Origin of the sequence: Streptomyces sp. NRRL S-495 (assembly GCF_000966955.1) — a bacterium.
In the GTDB taxonomy this organism is placed as follows: Bacteria; Actinomycetota; Actinomycetes; order Streptomycetales; family Streptomycetaceae; genus Kitasatospora; species Kitasatospora purpeofusca.
In genome coordinates this window covers 13,271-29,646 of the sequence record NZ_JZWY01000242.1, presented here as the reverse complement: position 1 = coordinate 29,646, position 16,376 = coordinate 13,271, and the positions used below count along the sequence as shown (strand labels likewise).

General features: G+C 74.0%; 11 protein-coding genes. 2 read left to right on the top strand and 9 right to left on the bottom strand.

Annotated features, from left to right (window positions below; translation table 11 throughout):
• Positions 1-3,505, top strand: a 3,505-nt coding sequence (locus VR45_RS14210; protein WP_199925943.1) for an RHS repeat-associated core domain-containing protein, incomplete at its 5' end; no start/stop codon positions are given.
• Positions 3,506-3,582: 77 nt separating this feature from the next.
• A complete protein-coding gene (locus VR45_RS14205; RefSeq protein WP_159394211.1) occupies positions 3,583-4,614 on the top strand; it encodes a hypothetical protein in 1,032 nt (343 codons plus the stop codon).
• A gap of 72 nt (positions 4,615-4,686) precedes the next feature.
• Here the strand turns inward: VR45_RS14205 and VR45_RS45600 are convergent, their stop codons facing one another.
• From VR45_RS45600 to VR45_RS14160, 9 genes are all read right to left on the bottom strand, one after another.
• On the bottom strand, positions 4,687-6,504 hold the full coding sequence (locus VR45_RS45600) for a hypothetical protein (RefSeq protein WP_045940096.1): 1,818 nt from the start codon (positions 6,502-6,504) through the stop codon (positions 4,687-4,689).
• A 229-nt stretch (positions 6,505-6,733) separates the two neighbouring features.
• Positions 6,734-7,990, bottom strand: a complete 1,257-nt coding sequence (locus tag VR45_RS14195; protein WP_045940095.1) for an MFS transporter — start codon at positions 7,988-7,990, stop codon at positions 6,734-6,736.
• The gene (locus VR45_RS14190; RefSeq protein ID WP_045940094.1) at positions 7,987-8,769 is read right to left on the bottom strand and encodes an alpha/beta hydrolase; all 783 of its coding nucleotides are present in this window, start codon (positions 8,767-8,769) and stop codon (positions 7,987-7,989) included. Before VR45_RS14190 ends, VR45_RS14195 begins: the two co-directional genes overlap by 4 nt.
• Positions 8,766-10,502, bottom strand: a complete 1,737-nt coding sequence (locus VR45_RS14185) for an SET domain-containing protein (protein ID WP_045940093.1) — start codon at positions 10,500-10,502, stop codon at positions 8,766-8,768. The genes VR45_RS14190 and VR45_RS14185 overlap by 4 nt, the downstream gene beginning before the upstream one ends.
• A complete protein-coding gene (locus VR45_RS14180; protein WP_045940092.1) occupies positions 10,502-11,752 on the bottom strand; it encodes a peptide ligase PGM1-related protein in 1,251 nt (416 codons plus the stop codon). Before VR45_RS14180 ends, VR45_RS14185 begins: the two co-directional genes overlap by 1 nt.
• On the bottom strand, positions 11,753-12,487 hold the full coding sequence (locus tag VR45_RS14175) for a class I SAM-dependent methyltransferase (protein ID WP_045940091.1): 735 nt from the start codon (positions 12,485-12,487) through the stop codon (positions 11,753-11,755).
• On the bottom strand, positions 12,484-13,674 hold the full coding sequence (locus VR45_RS14170) for a hypothetical protein (RefSeq protein WP_045940090.1): 1,191 nt from the start codon (positions 13,672-13,674) through the stop codon (positions 12,484-12,486). The genes VR45_RS14175 and VR45_RS14170 overlap by 4 nt, the downstream gene beginning before the upstream one ends.
• Positions 13,667-14,830, bottom strand: a complete 1,164-nt coding sequence (locus VR45_RS14165; RefSeq protein ID WP_078896504.1) for a lysine-2,3-aminomutase-like protein — start codon at positions 14,828-14,830, stop codon at positions 13,667-13,669. The genes VR45_RS14170 and VR45_RS14165 overlap by 8 nt, the downstream gene beginning before the upstream one ends.
• 121 nt (positions 14,831-14,951) lie before the next feature.
• On the bottom strand, positions 14,952-15,983 hold the full coding sequence (locus VR45_RS14160) for a serine hydrolase domain-containing protein (protein WP_052709075.1): 1,032 nt from the start codon (positions 15,981-15,983) through the stop codon (positions 14,952-14,954).
• Positions 15,984-16,376 lie beyond the last annotated feature (393 nt).

Below are 16,376 nucleotides of genomic sequence, written 5' to 3'. Positions count from 1 at the left end.
CGCGGTACTGAAGTCCCAGGAGCAACGGCTAGCCGACGGCCGGGAGTTGTCCTCGGTGGACTTCCACTACCGCACCTCGGGCGAGGAGTTCGGCCGCCTCCTCGGCCTGGACGAGACGGAGACGCTCGGCGGGGACGCGGGTCACGGCTTCGTCACCACCGCCTCGACCCACACCTTCGGCTTCGCGGCGGACGGGGAGGCCCTCGCCCAGACCCACACCCTGACCACCGACGACGGGCTCGCGCTGACCCGGGCGGAGCGGCGCTCGCGCTTCACCGGGCGGCTCTGGTCGGCCACCGACACCCAGGGCAACGGGGTGGCGTTGACGTACGACGGGCTGGGCCGGATGCTGACCCGCACCGTCAATCCGGGCACCGCCCACCAGGCGGTGCAGACCCGCGCTTACGAGACGGGCGGCGACGCGCCGTTCCTGGTGACCGCCACCTCCCCGATGATGTCCGCGGACCCGGGCGAGCCGGGCGAGCAGGTCCGGGTGGCCCTCGACGGCGCGGGCCGGCCGGTCCGGCGGGAACGCCGGGCCGTCGACGGTGACGGCGGCTGGTACGTCGTCCAGCGGGTCGGCTACGACGAGCAGGGCCGCACGGCCTCCGTCACGGACCTGGACCATCTGCCCGACGGCAGCGCGGGCGGCGAGCTGACCGAGACCTTCCGTTACGACGACTGGGGCCGGGTGTCGGCCACGGACTCCACCGACGGCTCCACCCGGGTCGGCCGGACCGACCCGGTCGCGCTGACCACCACCACCCAGCTGAAGGGCGGCGGCGGCCCGGTCACCGGCACGGTGGTGACCACCCACAACCTGCGCGGCGAGCCGGTGCGGGTGGAGCGGTTCGACCTGCGCGGGGTCTCGCAGGGTGTGCGGACGCTGGACCGCGACGGCTGGGGCCGGGTGCGCCGGGTGACCGACGAACTCGGCAACAGCACACGCCACGACTACAACCCGCGCGGCCTGCCCACCCTGACCGAACTGCCGGACGGCACCCAGGTCTCGCGCGCCCACGACGTCCGGCAGGACGGCGGCGGCCTCGCCACCGAACTCGCCGTCGGCAAGGCCCGCTACGGCACGCAGACCTTCGACCGGCTGGGCCGGCTGACCGGCACCGCCTCCGGCGGCCGGGAGTGGCACTACGACTACGACCGCGACAGCGACCTCGTCCCGGCCGGGGCCACCATGCCCGACGGGCAGCGGCGCGGCTACACGGCCGTCCCCGAACTGGACAACGTGCTGACCCTGGTCCGGGCGGACCAGGTCACCCAGGAGCTCACCCCGCACCCCGTCACCGGTTTCCCGACCGAGGCGCGGGAGGGCGAGGTCACCGTCACGCGCGACTACTACCCCTCGGGGCTGCCCCGCGCCGAGACCGTCTCCCGCGCCGGTGCGCCCGACACCACCGTGAGCTGGCAGTTCACCCTCGGCGGCGAGGAGGTCGCCTGCACGGGGGTGGACGGCGCCGTCCGGCGGACCTCCCGGGACCGGCTCGGCCGGCTCCAGGAGATCGCCGACCCGGACCTGCGGGTGCTGGAGCTGACCTACGACCCGGCGAGCCGGCTGACCGGCTGGACCGTCGAGGACCTCGGCTCGGGCGCCACCCTGGCCACCGCCCTGACCCTGGACGACCTCGGCCGGGAGGTGGCACGCGAGTTCACTTGGGCCCCGGGGGCGACCGGCGCCACCGAGGTCTGGAAGCAGACCCAGGAGTGGCAGGACAACGACCTCCTCAGCGCCAGGACGCTCCACCGGGGCTCCGCGCTCGTCCGCCGGGAGACGTTCGGCTACGACAGCCGCAACCGGCTCACCGACTACACCTGCCAGGGGCCCGTCCCGCCGCAGGACGAACTCGGCCGCGGGATCGCCGCGCAGAGCTTCCGCCACGACGGCTGGAGCAACCTCACCGACTGCCGGACCGACTTCGCCGACGGCGGCTCCGAGACGGCCACGTACCACTACGACAATCCCCAGGACCCCTGCCAGTTGACCGGGATCAGCCGCACCGGCCCCGCCGGTGACCTCCAACTCGCCTACGACGCGGCCGGCCGGCTGACCACCGACGAGGCCGGGCGCGCGCTCCGCTACGACCCGCTCGGCCGGCTGGCCGCCACCGAGGGCGCGGGCAGCTACGGGTACGACCCGTTCGACCGGCTGCTGACCCGCACCGCGCCGGACGGCGGCACCGGCGTGCTGTCCTACCGCGGCGAGACCCTCGCCACCGTCACCGAGGACGACCGCGCCGCCCGCCTGCTGCACCTCGGCGACCGACCCGTGGCCCAGCACGGCCCGGGCGGACAGCCGGCGACCCGCCTGCTGGGGGCGGACGGCACCGGGACCGTGCGGGTGTCGGCGTCCACGGACGAGCCGGACCAGTACGCCTACACCCCCTACGGGCTGCGCCCGGCGCAGGCCGGCGACGGCATCCTCGGCTTCACCGGCCGGCCCGTCGACCCGGTGACCGGCTGCTACCACCTCGGCAACGGCGCCCGCGACTACCACCCGGAGCTCCGGCGCTTCGCCACCCCCGACCCGCTCAGCCCCTTCGGCGCCGGCGGCGTCAACCCCTACGCGTACTGCGCCGGAGACCCCGTCAACCGGGTCGACCCCTCCGGCCACCTCAGCTGGGCGGCCTGGCTCGGCATCGGCCTCGGGGTCGCGGGCCTCGCCCTCACCGTCGTCACCGGCGGGCTGGCCGTCGTGGCGGCGGGCGGTGTCCTCGCCGCCCTCGCCGCCGCCTCCACCACCACCCTGGTCGTGGGCGCCCTGGGTGTCGCCTCCGATGTCACCGCCATCGTCGGCGGTGCCCTGGAGAAGGCCTCGCCCAGGGCCTCCTCGATCCTGGGCTGGGTCTCGCTGGGCACCGGCCTGGCCGGCCTGGCCGAGGGCGGCGCCACCCTCGCCCGCACCGCCTCCGGGATCGGCGCCCGCGCCCCGGAGGCCGCCGGGGACGCCGCCCACGGGCTCGGCGGCGGCAACTTCCGCGGCCTGGAGGACTATCCGACGCTGGTGGACGCCCCGGACGGCGGGCCGATGGTCGTCCGGGTGCCCGAGGTCATGCACGGCCGGTACGACCGGGAGCGGTACTTCACCCGCACCCCCAACCCGAGCCACCGCAACGCGGTCTGGACGAGTGTCTACCGGGCCACCCCGGACATGGTCGAGGCCACCGCCAGGGAGGCCCGGGGGCTGCCCGACGTACGGGAGATCCACATCCTGTCGGGGACGCACGGCACCCGGACCGGCGAGCGCGGCCCCGGTGAGATCGACCGGCGGATCCTCCGGGAGGACCGGGACCTCGCGGACACCATGAACGCGGAGGACCCGCAGGTCCTGGTGACGGCCCACAACCTGCCCAGGATGCGGCGCGGCGCGCTGCGGGCGGTCCTGGAGCGGCCGAACGCCGAGATCATCGCCGCCTTCTGCTACAGCCGCAACGACCGGGCCCTGCGGGAGATCCTGGGGCTGCACCCCACCGTCTCGTTCACCAAGCGATAGGGCGCGACCCGAAAGGCCGCGCCCCGGGCGAACCCCTCGCGGCGCACCGTCATACCGAGAAGCGGAGGAGACCGCAGATGACCCAATGGGCAGGAGTGTCCAAGCTCTCGCTGATGCTGGAGACCGGAGGTCCGGGCGCCGAGATCTACGCGAACGGCCGGAACCAGGTCGCGGTGACCATCAGCGTCAAACCCACCGACGAGAACGGCGGCACCTACTACGGGGACATCTCCTGGCCGAACCGGGTGAACCTCGTCGACTACGTCAGCGGTGCGAAGCTCGACTGGCAGGGCCGCGAAGGCTGGTGCTTCACCGACCGGGAGGACCGCTACTTCCACCACGTCCCCGGCGGGGGCAGCCGGGCCGCCGCCGAGCCCGAACTCGCGGCCGACGGAATGCAGAAGTTCACCTTCTACGTCACCTGCTGGCCGGGCGCGGACCGGAAGTCGATCTCGGCCTGGGTCGAGACGGACACCGGGAAGGTGTACACGACCACGGCCGGATCGGGCTCCTTCGAGGGCAAGGTCACGCTCGACCCGCTGGTGGCCCTGACCCACCGGCGCTCGGGCGTCAACTGGGAGTACTCCAGGACGGCCACCAGGTACGAGAACGACACCAAGTACGTGACCACTGAAGCCTGGAACTACTACCTGTCGCTGGACTCCACGGACAACTACTTCGTCACCTTCTCGGTCTCGGGCTACTGGAGCGACCCCGGCTACGAGGGCTTCTTCGCCTGCGACATCAAGCCCGACAGCCGCCACAAGAACCTCTACGGCTCCTACGTCTGGTACCAGGAGCCGCACGGCAGTTCGTACGACGGGGACGGCGGCTACGGCGGGCTGGTCGTCAACTTCCCCGACGGCAACAAGTGGTGGGACTACGCGCGGATCTACGACCGGCCGTACCCCGAGCAGTACCTGTGCTTCACCTGGGTGCACGCCACCACGGGAGGGGACGGCTGGCACATTCCCAACGGGCCGATCAACACCTGGCGGGTGTACTTCAGCCCGGTGATCACCGCGTGGGACCGGTACGGCAACACCGGCAAGTTCAGTATCGACGGATCGGGCGTGGACAGCGGGATCGAGCTCGCCGACTACTCGTAGCACCTGGCGGCATGTGCGGGGGAGGCCGGGTGGTGGCCGGCCTGCCGGACGTCCGGCAGGCCGGCCACCGGGTCAGACGGGGTCCACCCGCGCCGGGGTACGGATGGCGAGACCGAACGGGCGCAGCAGCTCCCAGCCCCGCGACTCGTACCAGGACCGGTCGAAGCCGGTGACCGGGGGGACGTGCAGGGTGCCGCTCTGGAGGCCCTGCGCGAGGGTGCGCCACAGCTCGTCGATCAGGGAGCAGTGCCGCACCGCCTCGGCCAGCTCGGTGGTGGTGAACGGCGGGCCCTCCATCCGGACCAGCCGGATGTCGTAGCAGCCGCGGTAGCCGTGGCCGAAGACGGTGAACGGCGGGTGCCAGACCTGGGCGCCGGGTGCGCGGATCGTGTACCGCACCCGGGAGGCGACGTGGCCGCCGTGGTGGTGCTCGGCGTGCTCCGCGATGTCGGGCACCTGCGGCGGGAAGAAGTAGTGCCGCTTCTCCGGGATCTCCGCCCGGTCGTACTCGCCGGGGGCGAAGTGCCAGCGGTTGTACATCATCCGCTGGGCGGACCGCCACAGGATCGGCGCGGTCTCGTCGCCGACCTCGGCCATCCGGGTCGGGTGCGGCAGGCAGCAGCAGAAGAAGTCGCCCTTCTTCAGCGCCAGGACGCCGTCGGGGCTGCCGGGCCGGACGCCGCGCAGCCCGGACAGGTCGCGCACCGAACTGCTCATGCCGTAGTCGGCGTCGGTGGCCACGATCGACGACAGCACGACGGCCGCCAGCAGTTCGCCGACCGCGCCCTGTGCGGGGGGTGCCGGGCCGGGGTCGGCCTCGGCGATCGCGTCCAGTGCGACGGCCGCCAGGGTCATCGCCCGCAGGTCCGCCCGGACGTCGCCGGTGGGGTCCACCCCGAGGTTCAGCCGGCCGTGCCGGGCGACCAGCTCCGGCATCGTCTCCGGGTCGCGGGGCAGCGGGAAGTCGAGCAGCCGCTCGTTCTTCACGAAGGTCAGCCCGTTGATCCGGCGGTAACGCATCAGCTCCGAACGGTCGACGTCGTGCATCAACTCCCTTACCACTTGTGCCAGTTCGAGGAGCGGTAGGCCGGCCGCGCCGCCCGGTCCGCGGTCCAGTGCGGCGCAGTACTGGGCGTGCCGGTCGAGCAGGAACTCGCGCAGGCCGGTGGCGGAGAGCTGGAGGCCGTTGAACTCCTCGAAGCGCACCGAACGGCCGCTGACGAACAGGCAGTAGGCGAGGACCACGAACAGCCGGTCGGCCGGCCGCCAGTCGTCGACCGGGGAGGTCCGGAGGCCGGTCAGCAGGCCCTGCCGGGTGAGGGTGTTGGTGCCCGCGTCGGACTTCGAGAAGACGTCCCGGCCGATCAGGATGTAGACGCTCTCGACCCGTTCGACCCAGTCGGCGAGCCGGGCGAGCCGGTCGTCCAGCTCGCCGTTCTTCTCCCAGGTGCGCAGGATGGTGTCGGCCTCGTGCCGGTCGGCCGCCTCCCGGGCCTCGACCACCCGGGTCTCCTCGGCCACCGCGTCGAGCACCTCGGCCGGGACCCGCAGGCCGCCGACGGGCTCGGCCTCGGGGCCGGGCGGTTCGCCGGGCGCCCAGAGCGACAGGCCGGCCAGCGGCGAGCGGGTGAGCGTGACCGTGGCCGGGCCGGCCGGGCCCGGATCCCGTTTCGCGTCCGGGTCCGCGTCCGGGGCCGCCGCGAGGAACTCCACGTCGCCCCGGCCGAGGACGTGCTGCACCAGCAGCGATTCCCAGGTGGTCAGCCGGGAGCAGGCGAGGCGCAGGGATATCCGCCCGTTCCTGGTGAGTTCCGCGAGCAGCAGCGCGGTGGCACCGGCGCCGGCAGCGGAGCCGGCGGCGGTCGCGCCGTCGGCGGCCCGGGGGATCATGACCGCGCTCCCGGTGCGCACGGCACGGCAGGGGCGTCGGTGGATGGGCTGGTCCCGCCGGCCTCGGCAGGGGCGCCGAGGCCGCGCGGGCACACGAGGATCGTGCAGATGACTCCAATTGTCGCCATGGTCCTGACTTTCCATCGGAAGTGACAGGTCGAAAGGTGCGAGAGGGAAGGAGAGGGAACGAGAGGTGCACTGTGCTGGCCGGCGGGGGTGGTGCGGGCCGCTACTGGGCGGCCGAGGACTCGGCGGCCCGAGCAGACGCCCCGGGCGCCGTCCCGCCGACCGGCCCGGGCCCGGCCGAGACCATCGGCAGCCGGGCGCAGAGGGCCAACGAGAGCAGGGCGCACCCGAGGGCGACCCCGGTCTGCGCGCCCAGGCCGAGACCGGCCGCCAGACCGCCGACCATGGCCCCGGCCGGATAGCCGGCCATGTTGAGACTGGCGGAGACGGCGAGGGTCGCGGTCGCCCCGGTGTCGGGCAGCAGCCGCTGCCGGAGGCTGAGCAGCCCGACGTCCATGGGCCCCACCGCCACCCCGAGCAGCACGAACATCGCGGCCAGCCAGAACACGGCGGAGTGCAGGAACAGCCCCGCCAGGCCGAGCGCCGTCAGGGCGGCGCCGATGATCAGGAACCTGCGCTCCGCGCCGTCGGCGATCCGGTGCCCGGCGGCCAGCGAGGACGCGATCCCCAGCGCCCCCGCGATCGACCAGCTGGTGCCGGTCCAGGAGGGGGCGGCCCCGAACCCGGCCGAGACCAGCTGGGGCAGTGCGACCACGAGGACGCCGACCGCGACCTGGTACAGGAAGTACACCCCGGTCAGCCCGCGCAGCACCGGGTGGACCAGGATCCCGCGCACGGCCTCGACGGCACTGCGCAGACCGACCTCGCCGCCGGCCTCCGGGGTGGTGCGCCCCGAGGCGGCCGCGACCAGCGCCGCGGCCAGATAGGCCGCGCCGACCACCGCCACGCTGTGCCGCCCGCCGAACACCGTGACCGCGATCCCGGCCAGGGCGGGTCCGGCCATCGCGGCCAGACCCGAGATCATCGAATCGAGGCCGTTGGCCGCCCCGCGCAGTTGCGCGGGCAGCGAGAGCGCGACGTAGCTGCGGAAGGCGACATTGCCGAAGGCGCTGGTCAGCGAGGACAGCAGGGCCAGCCCCCACAGGGTCCAGATGCCGCCGCCGCCGGCCGATGCGCCGAAGGCGATGCCGAGCGTGGCGGCCGCCTTGATCAGATAGTCGGCCGCCATCCACGCGGTGACATTGCGGCCCTGGAGGAAGCCGCCGCTCAGCGGGCTGAGCAGCAGACCCGGCAGGGTCGCCAGCAGGACGGCCAGGCCGGCCGCCGCGGGGCGGTGCAGGTCCTGCACCACGAAGATCACCACGGTGACGTCGAACATCACCTGGGCGAACCGGCCGACCGCCGTCGACAGGGCGAGCTGGGCACAGATCCGGTCCGCCAGGACCTTGCGGTAGCTCACGCCGGCGCCGCCTCCTCCACCGTCCGGGCCAGCAGCCGGCCCACCGCCTCCGGGTCGTCCAGCCACGGCACGTGCCCGGCGCCGGGCACCGTCCGGGCCGTGCCGTCCGGCAGCGCCGCGGCCAGCTCGTGCGCCGACGGGGCGCCGGCCCACGGGTCCCGCTCGCCGTTGACGACCAGGACCGGTGCGCCGACCCGCGCGGCCGTCGCCGCGAGGTCCTCCTCGGGCACCCGCCCGGAGAGCACGGCGCGCACGGCGTGGAGGTCCCAACTGCGGGCGCAGGCGGCCAGGAAGCCGCGCTGGGGCGGTCCGAGGGCGGGGAAGGTGAGGGCCAGGTCGGCGAGCAGGAGCTCGCGCAGCTCGTCGTCCTCGGCCGGTGCCCGGTCGGGCGCGGTCGCCCGGGCCCGGCGCGCGGTCTCCCGCAGCGGGCCGTCGAGCGCGTCGAGGCGCTCCCGCAGCAGCTCGGGATGGTCGGTGCGGTCCCGCAGTTGGGCGGCGAGCAGCACGACCGCGCGGACCCGACCGGGGCTCCGGGCCGCGGCGCGCAGGGCCGGGCGGGCACCGGCCGAGTGGGCGAGCAGGACGGCCGGCCCCTCGGCGGCGGCCGTGTCGAGCAGCCGGAGCAGGCGGTCGGTCTGGACGGCGAACGGGTCGCCGCCCGGCCCGCAGTCGCCCGCCCCGACCAGGCGCCGGCAGCCGGGCGGAAGCGGGAGCCCGGCGAGGGTCTCGCCGCCGAGGCCGGGCCCGCCGGGCGCGAGCACGACGGTCGGCGGGCTCATGTGCTCCCCCCGGCCGGGCCGTTGTCCGCGCTGGTGCCGTCATCGATGCTGCCGTCACCGGTGGCCTCGTCGGCGAGTTCGGCGACCAGCCGCTCCGCCGCCGGGTCCAGGCCCCGGATCCACAGGGCCTGCCGGTGGGCGACACAGCCGCGCAGGTTCTTCGCCTCGTCCGCCGCCGGACCGTCCGCCCCCGCGTGGTAGCCGTGGGCGGCGGCGTGCTCGACCAGGTGGTAGTAGGCGAGTTCGAAGTAGACGGGCAGCCCGGAGATCTGCTCGTAGTCGAAGCCGGGGAACAGCGCGTACACCCGCCCGGCGTAGGTGCTGGACACCACGCAGCCGAGGATCCGCCCGTCCCGCTCGGCCAGGTGGGCCTCGGCCCGGCCGTCCTCGATCCCGGTCAGCGCCGCGACCCAGTCGGCGTAGCGGTCGAGGTCGACCCGGCCGCCGTGCCGGGTCACGTTCTCCTCCGCCAGCTCCACCAGCGGCCGGGCCAGCTCCCGGGTGAGCGGCACCGTCCGGCAGGTGATGCCCGCCTCCCGGACCCGGCGTCGCTCGCTGCGCACCGAGACCCGGCGCTTGCTGGTCATCCGGTCCAGGTAGTCGTCGAAGCCGGTCCACGGCCCCTCCAGCGCCCACCGGGGCGTCAGCGGGAAGCGCCGGTAGCCGCGCTCGGCGAGGAGGGCGACCAGGTCCCGCTCCCGCTCGTCCACGCTGGGCCAGCAGACCGAGGCGGCGCCCTCCGAACGCCCCCACTCCGCCAAGGAGTCGACCACGGCGGCGAGTTCGGCCGGTGCGGCGCCGCCGGGACGGTGCGCGACCCGGCTGTCGTACCAGCCGCCGGCCAGCAGGGTCGGGAACAGCGTCGCCCCGCGCGGCTCGGGGATCTCCAGCAGGACGTCCGGGCGGCACAGGTCCTCGGTGCACTCGTGCCCGAAGAGCCAGCCGGCGGTGCCCGCGACCGCCGTGCCGTCGCGGTCGACCAGGGCGGCCCGGGCGTCGCGCAGGCCGCCGCCGTAGGTGCCGGGCCCGACCTCCATCCAGCCGGGCAGCAGGAAGAGGTCCCGCTCGCCCAGCAGCGGCAGCCAGGACCGGGCGGGGACGTCCTCGATCCTCAACAGCCTGGCCCGGACGGTGCTTTCGGATCGCAGGGCGGTCACGGCGCCTCCTCCGGGTCGCGACGGCCCGCCGGGGCGCCGTCCACCTGGCCGGCCCGCAGCGGGAGTTCCTGCGGCACGCCGGCGGCGGCGGCCAGGGCCGGCGCCATCCGCCGGTTCCACTCCCCGGCCAGCTCCGCCGCCGGTGCGCCGACGGAGGACCGCACCGACCCCGGGCAACTCCCGGCGCCGCAGCGGCAGTCGAACTCCCACAGGCTCGTCCCACGGCTCGTCGTAGCGGAAGGTGCGGTAGTCGCCGGTCACCTCCTCGCCGGCCCGGATGTCGCGGACGGCGAGGCCCCCGGCGAGGCCGTGGTCCAGGACGGTGGCCTCGCAGGAGTGGTTGAGCAGGTGCGCGCCCCGGCAGGGGAGCAGCAGGCTCCGGTCGGCCAGCCGGTAGCCGAACTCGTCCAGCCAGTCGACGACCCGGGGCGAGAGGGTGAGCTGTTCGGCGGCGTCCCAGGTCCGGCACTGCGGGCACGGCCCCCACAGCACCGTGCCCATCGGGATGTCGCGCAGCGCGACGAGGCCGGTCCCCGCGACCGTGCTGAAGCCGGGATGGAGGGCGGAGTGCAGCATCAGCCGATCCCCAGGATCTGCTCCAGCTGCCGCTCGACCTCGGCGACGGCCCCGTCGTCCCGGCCCACCACCAGGTAGCGCCACTTGCCGTCCACGGAGCGGGTGTCCGCCGTCAGCACGGCCCGGGCGTCGGCCGCGGGGTCGGCGAGTCCGGCCGAGGCCAGCTTCGCGGCCGCGCCCGCGAAGTCCAGTCCGTCCGGGCCGATCCTGACGTCCGCCCGCCAGTGCACCGGGGAGTCCCCCGGCCGCAGCCGGCGCGCCAGCTCCTCCAGGTAAGTGCCGCCGGTGCGGCGGACGTTGGCCTCGGTGACGACGTAACCGCCGTCGTACACACCGCAGTCGACGTCGTAGATGCCCCGGTAGCCCTGTCCGTGCAGCCAGCCGCCGATGGCCTCGGCCGCGCCGCGCAACTGCTCGTGGTGGGGGCCCTCGGCGGCCGGGGTCACCATGCCGGTCCAGGCGTTGTTCACGGTGCGCTGGTCGCAGCTGTAGAAGTGGGTGGCGCCCCGGTCGTCGATCTCCAGTTCCATGCTCGGCGTCGCCGTGAACGGCAGGAACTCCTCGTACACCCAGCCGCAGTCGCGCGTGGGCTGCCCGGCCACGGCGTCCAGGACCTGCTGTTCGACCGACTCCGGCCCGTTCGCCCGGATCACGGTGTTGCCGAAGCCGTTGGAGCCCCGGTTGGTCTTGATGATCGCGCCCGGCCGCTCGGCCAGGAACTCCACCAGGGCGGCGGCCAGTTCGGCGGCGGTCTCGGCGAAGCCGCCGTCCGCGACCGGCAGCCCCAGACCGACGGCGGTCCGGCGGAAGCCGTCCTTGGTGTTGATCAGGCGCAGCGCGTCGAGGGTGCCGTCCTCCGGCAGCCGGGTGTACGGCAGTACCCGCACCCCGGTGCGGCGGCCGAACTCCAGCACCGGCCCGTCCAGTACGAAGGGCTTCAACTCGGGGCGCTCGGCGATCCGTGCGGTAGCGCCGAGGTCGGCGGCGACCTCCAGCGCGTGCACCCCGCGGACCTCCGGCGGGGCGACGATCTCGACCCGGTCCACGTCCAGGCCGACCACCTCGGCCACGTAGTCGCGGAAGGCCGGGGTGCACGGCGCCAGCATCACCACGCAGTCGCCCGGCCGCGCCTGCCAGAGCTTGCGCGGGGTCGCGGCGGCCATCGCCCGGCGGTAGGCGTCCGTCGGCTGCTCGGCCATGATCTCGCTGACGATGTTGGCCAGAATCGTGCGGCTCGGTTGCTCGTTCACTCAGTTCGCCTTCCGCTTCGCTGTGAACAGGGCGTGCCCCGCGTACATCCAGACCACGTCGACCTCGACGAAACCCGCCTCGCGCAGCCAGTCCAGGTGCTCGGCCACCGAGGACGGCTTGTCGACCGGGTCCGGGCCGGGCAGCCGGTAGTGGTTCCACTCGGTCCGCTCGAACGCGACGGCCGCCTCGTCGTCGCCGAACTGCTCCTCGGAGGCGCGCCGCACCGCCTCCTCCCAGTGGTCGCCCGCCAGCGTGCGGGCGGTGGCACCGGCGGGCTCCACCAGGTCGGCCATGACGAAGACGCCGCCCGGCGCGAGCATCGCGTGGATGTCCCGGTACAGCACCCGCTTGCCCTCGCCGTCGAGGTGGTGGACCGCCAGCGAGGTCATCACGCCGCCGTAGACGCCGGTGCGCCACAGCCGGTCCTCGATGTCCGCCTCGATGCTGTCGTGCCGGTCGGCGAACGGCTCCAGCCGCTTCGCGGTCAGGGCCAGCATCTCGGGGGAGCGGTCCAGCACGGTGACCCTGGCCTGCGGGTCCCGGCTCAGGTACTCCTCGGACAGGCGCCCCTCGCCGCAGCACAGGTCGAGGACGTGGGGGACGGGGATGCCGGCCAGCAGGTCGCAGACCGCGGCGGTCTGCTCGGCCCGGCGCGGGACGAAGGCGTCCCCGTACTTGCTGAACACCTCGGTGTCCGAGAGCTGCCAGGTGTCCGCGGGGGACGTGTCGGTCATGATGCCTCCATCGGTTCGAGCATCAGTTCGAGAATCCGCTGTGCGCACAGCCATTGGGCGAGCCGCCCGCACTCCCGCGGCACCTCGTGCGCCGCGGGACGGTTCGTGAGTACCGCGTCCAGCCAGCCGCGCGGGACCGGGCCGTCGGCGAACTCCGCGGCCCGGCCCAGTGCCGCCACGGTCAGCCGCCCCGGCCCGGCGGGCGCCCACAGCACCGGAGCGGTCGACTCGCGGCGGACGGAGCGCGGCGTGGTGCCGGGCCCGTCGGGCGGGGCCGGCCGCATGCCGAGCGCGGTCAGCCGCGCGAGCAGGGCGGCGTCGTCCCCGGTGGACCGGACGTGCTCCCGGTAGTCGGCCAGCCAGTCGGCCGGGACCTCGCTGTGCAGCCGGTCGCCCCACAGCGGGAGGAGCTTCGCCTCGACGTCCAGGGTCCGGGTGTACGAGGCGATGTTCAGCGCGAGGGACGGCTCGTGGGTCTCGCCCACGTGCCAGATGCCGCTGCGCCAGAAGAAGCCGCCGCCGGTGGTGGCGGTGAGGGCGTGGCCGTGCTCCACCACCGAGCGGCGGTCGAGGTCCGGCAGGTACTCCTCCGGGAGTTCGGACTCGGGCTCGACGTCCTCGCGCAGCGCCGTCCCGGCCGGCACCCAGTCGGTGCCCCGCCAGAAGTGCATGCTCTTGCGGCCCGCCAGGACGAGGTGGAGGTTGGTGCAGCCCTCCCGGTGGATGCCGCCCGGGGTGTTCCGGTAGGCGCCGTGGAACACCTCGACCTCGACATGGCCGGGCGGCAGCCCGAGGCGCCAGAGGTGGGGCGCCAGCAGCTCGACGACGGTGCGGAACAGCGTCCGGTCGTGCTCCTGCACGGCGCGGGCGTAGACGAAGCGGTCGTCGTCCGGGCCGAAGGTGTGCTGGCGGTCCAGCCAGGCGGCCGGTCCGGCGGCGTCCGCGTCGGTGGTCGGCCAGGCGTCCCGGTCCACCACCGGCTCCCCGTTGACGTGCAGCTTCACCTGGTCGCCGAGCCGGCCGGCCGCCTCGGCGGCGAAGGTGCGGGTCAGCGCCGACCAGGCCAGGCCGGCGGTCAGCTCGGGGGCGGACCAGGTGAGTGCGGAGGTGACGCCCCCGGGGTCGGCGAAGGCGACGGCGCCGGGGCTGCGGGCGGGCGCGGACCGGGACGCGAGGTCCTCAGTCATGGGTCGGGTCCTCCTCCGTGGCGGTGGCGGTGGCCGTGGCGTTGGCCGTGGTCGGTGCTGTCGGTGCCGCCGGTGCCGCCGGTGCTTCCGGCGCCGCGACGCGCGGCGGGTAGTGGTGGCGCTCGCCCCACGGGTCGGTGACGACATGGGTTTCGCTCCCACCGCTTCCGGTCTCCTCGCCGGGCTCCAGGTACGAGGGGCCGATCGGCACCTTCCCGTGGCCGCCGGGGATGTCGAGCACATAGGTGGGCTGGCAGGTGCCGGAGACCCTCCCGCGCAGTCGCCGGACCAGCTCCTGGCCCTCGGCGACGGTGGTGCGGAAGTGCCCGGTGCCCTGGGCGAGGTCGCCGTGGTGCAGGTAGTAGGGCTTCACCCGGTTGGCCACCAGGGTCCGGAACAGCCCCTCCAGCGCCTCCGGGGTGTCGTTCACCCCGCGCAGCAGCACGGTCTGGCTGAGCAGCGGGACGCCGCCCCGGTTCAGCCGCCGCAGCGCGCCGCGCGCCGCCTCGCCGATCTCCTGGCTGTGATTGGTGTGGACCACCACCCAGACGGGGGTCTCGGTGGCGAGCGCGTCCACCAGCTCGTCGGTGACGCGCTCGGGGTCGACCACCGGCACCCGGGTGTGGAAGCGGATCACCTTCACATGCTCGATCGCGTCCAGCGCCGCCATGATCGGGCGGAGCTTGGTGGGCGCGATGATCAGCGGATCGCCGCCGGTGAAGATGACTTCCCACACCTCCTCGTGGGCCCGGATGTAGTCGAGGGCCGCCTCCAGCTCCGCCTGGCCGAGCATCCCTTCGCCCGGGCCGACCACCTCGCGGCGGAAGCAGAAGCGGCAGTACACCGGGCACAGGTGCATCGGCTTGAGCAGCAGCCGGTCCGGGTAGCGGTGGGTGATCCCCTTGACCGGGGTGAAGGGGTCGTCGCCGATCGGGTCGGCGCGCTCCTCCGCGGTGATGAGGAGCTCGGCCCCGGTGGGGACGAACTGTCTGGCGACCGGATCGTCGACGTGCGCGATCTGCTCCTGCATCACCCCGGTGATGCTCACGGCGTACCGCTTCGCGACATCGCGAATCTCCGGCAGGCTCTCCTCGTCGATGAGGCCGTTCTCCAACAAGGACTCGGTGGTCCTGATTGTGCGGGGACGATTACGCATGGCTCCGCCTGTCCTGTGCGGTTTCATGGATTCAATGCCAGCGCCCGTATCAATGACCGGCTGTTATCAATGACATGTTCTTCTCGACGCACATTTCGGTGCGCTTTTACTGTCCGGTATTTCAGCGTGCCGTCCGGACGAGTGCCCGCCCGGGGCGGAGTCGTTCGTCCGGGTCCTCGGGCTGTCTCGTCACCGTGGTGGCGAGCGCGAGATCGCGGTCGGGCTCGTACGCCATGACCACGCCCCAGCTGCCGCAGTGGCCCCACCACCGCCCGGACCCCAGCGGGATCCGGTAGATCCCCATGCCGCGCCCCTCCGCGCCACGCGCCGCGACGGGCGCCAGCATGGTCGCGAGCGTGGTGGGCCGCTCGAAGACCCCGCCCCGGAACAACGCCCGGACGAACGCGGTCAGATCGGACATGGTGGAGACCAGTCCGCCGCCGCCCCAGAGGTCGCAGGACGGATCGACGGTCAGCAGGTCGGTGCCGGAGACGTACTGGTGGGCGCGGTCCGTGCCGGCCTCGGGGGTGGGCTCCAGCGACTCCAGGTGGACGGAGTCGAGACCCAGCCCCCGGAGCGGCAGCAGCTCGCGGTAGGCGGCGGCCAGTGGCCGCCCGGTGATGCGTTCGAGCACCTCGCCGAGGATCACGTAGCCGGTGTCGGAGTAGTGGAACTCCGCACCGGGGGAGGCGAGTCGGTGTCCGTGCTCGACCGCCCAGCGCACCTGCTCCAGACGGTTCCACCGGTGGCCGGGATCGGCGAACGCCTCCGCGTCGTAGGCGGGATCGCCTCCCCAGTCGTACAGGCCGGCCGTGTGCTGGAGCAGCTGGCGCACGGTCATCCGCGCCGGTTCGTAGCCGCCCTCGGCGAGGGCCCCGAGGACTGCCTCGGACGCCAGCGCCGAGACCGGTTCCTCCAGTCGCAGGTCACCGCGCTCCACCAGCCGCAGCACCGCGGCCGCGGTGAAGGTCTTGGTGACCGAGGCCACCCGTACCGCCGCCGTCGGACGCAGTTCGCGCCCGGTGTCGGCATCCGCGACGCCGCTCGCCCCGGCCCAGTGCCAGTCCTCGCCGCGCAGGGCGGCCAGGACGCCGGGCTGGCGGGGGGTCGCGGCGTGGCCGGCGCGGAGCGCCTCCGCGAGGCCGCGGGGCACCGCCGGCCGGGTCGGCCCGCGGGCCGCACGGTCGGAACGATTACTTCCGTTTGATCGCACACTCCTCACCCCCATGCCCGGTGTGAAAGTCCCACCCCCGTGGACGTGCTCGCCGATGCGGCAACAACGATCAAGGGCATCCGGAGTTCGACGCTCTGTGTCCGGATCACCCAGCCGCAATACTCGCATCCCGACTCTGCCATGACAACAGTGCGTAGGGGCCCCTTTTCATGACCGATCCCGAGCTGTGCATTTTGCCGATGAATGCCGGATGAAGGGGGATTCCTTTACCGTCACCGGCCGGGTGGCGAGGCCCTTCGGACGGACCACGCCGCCCGTGCGACCGGAGGAGGGCCGTGGGCGCGGCTGCCGCCGCCGGCGCTCGCGAGGTCG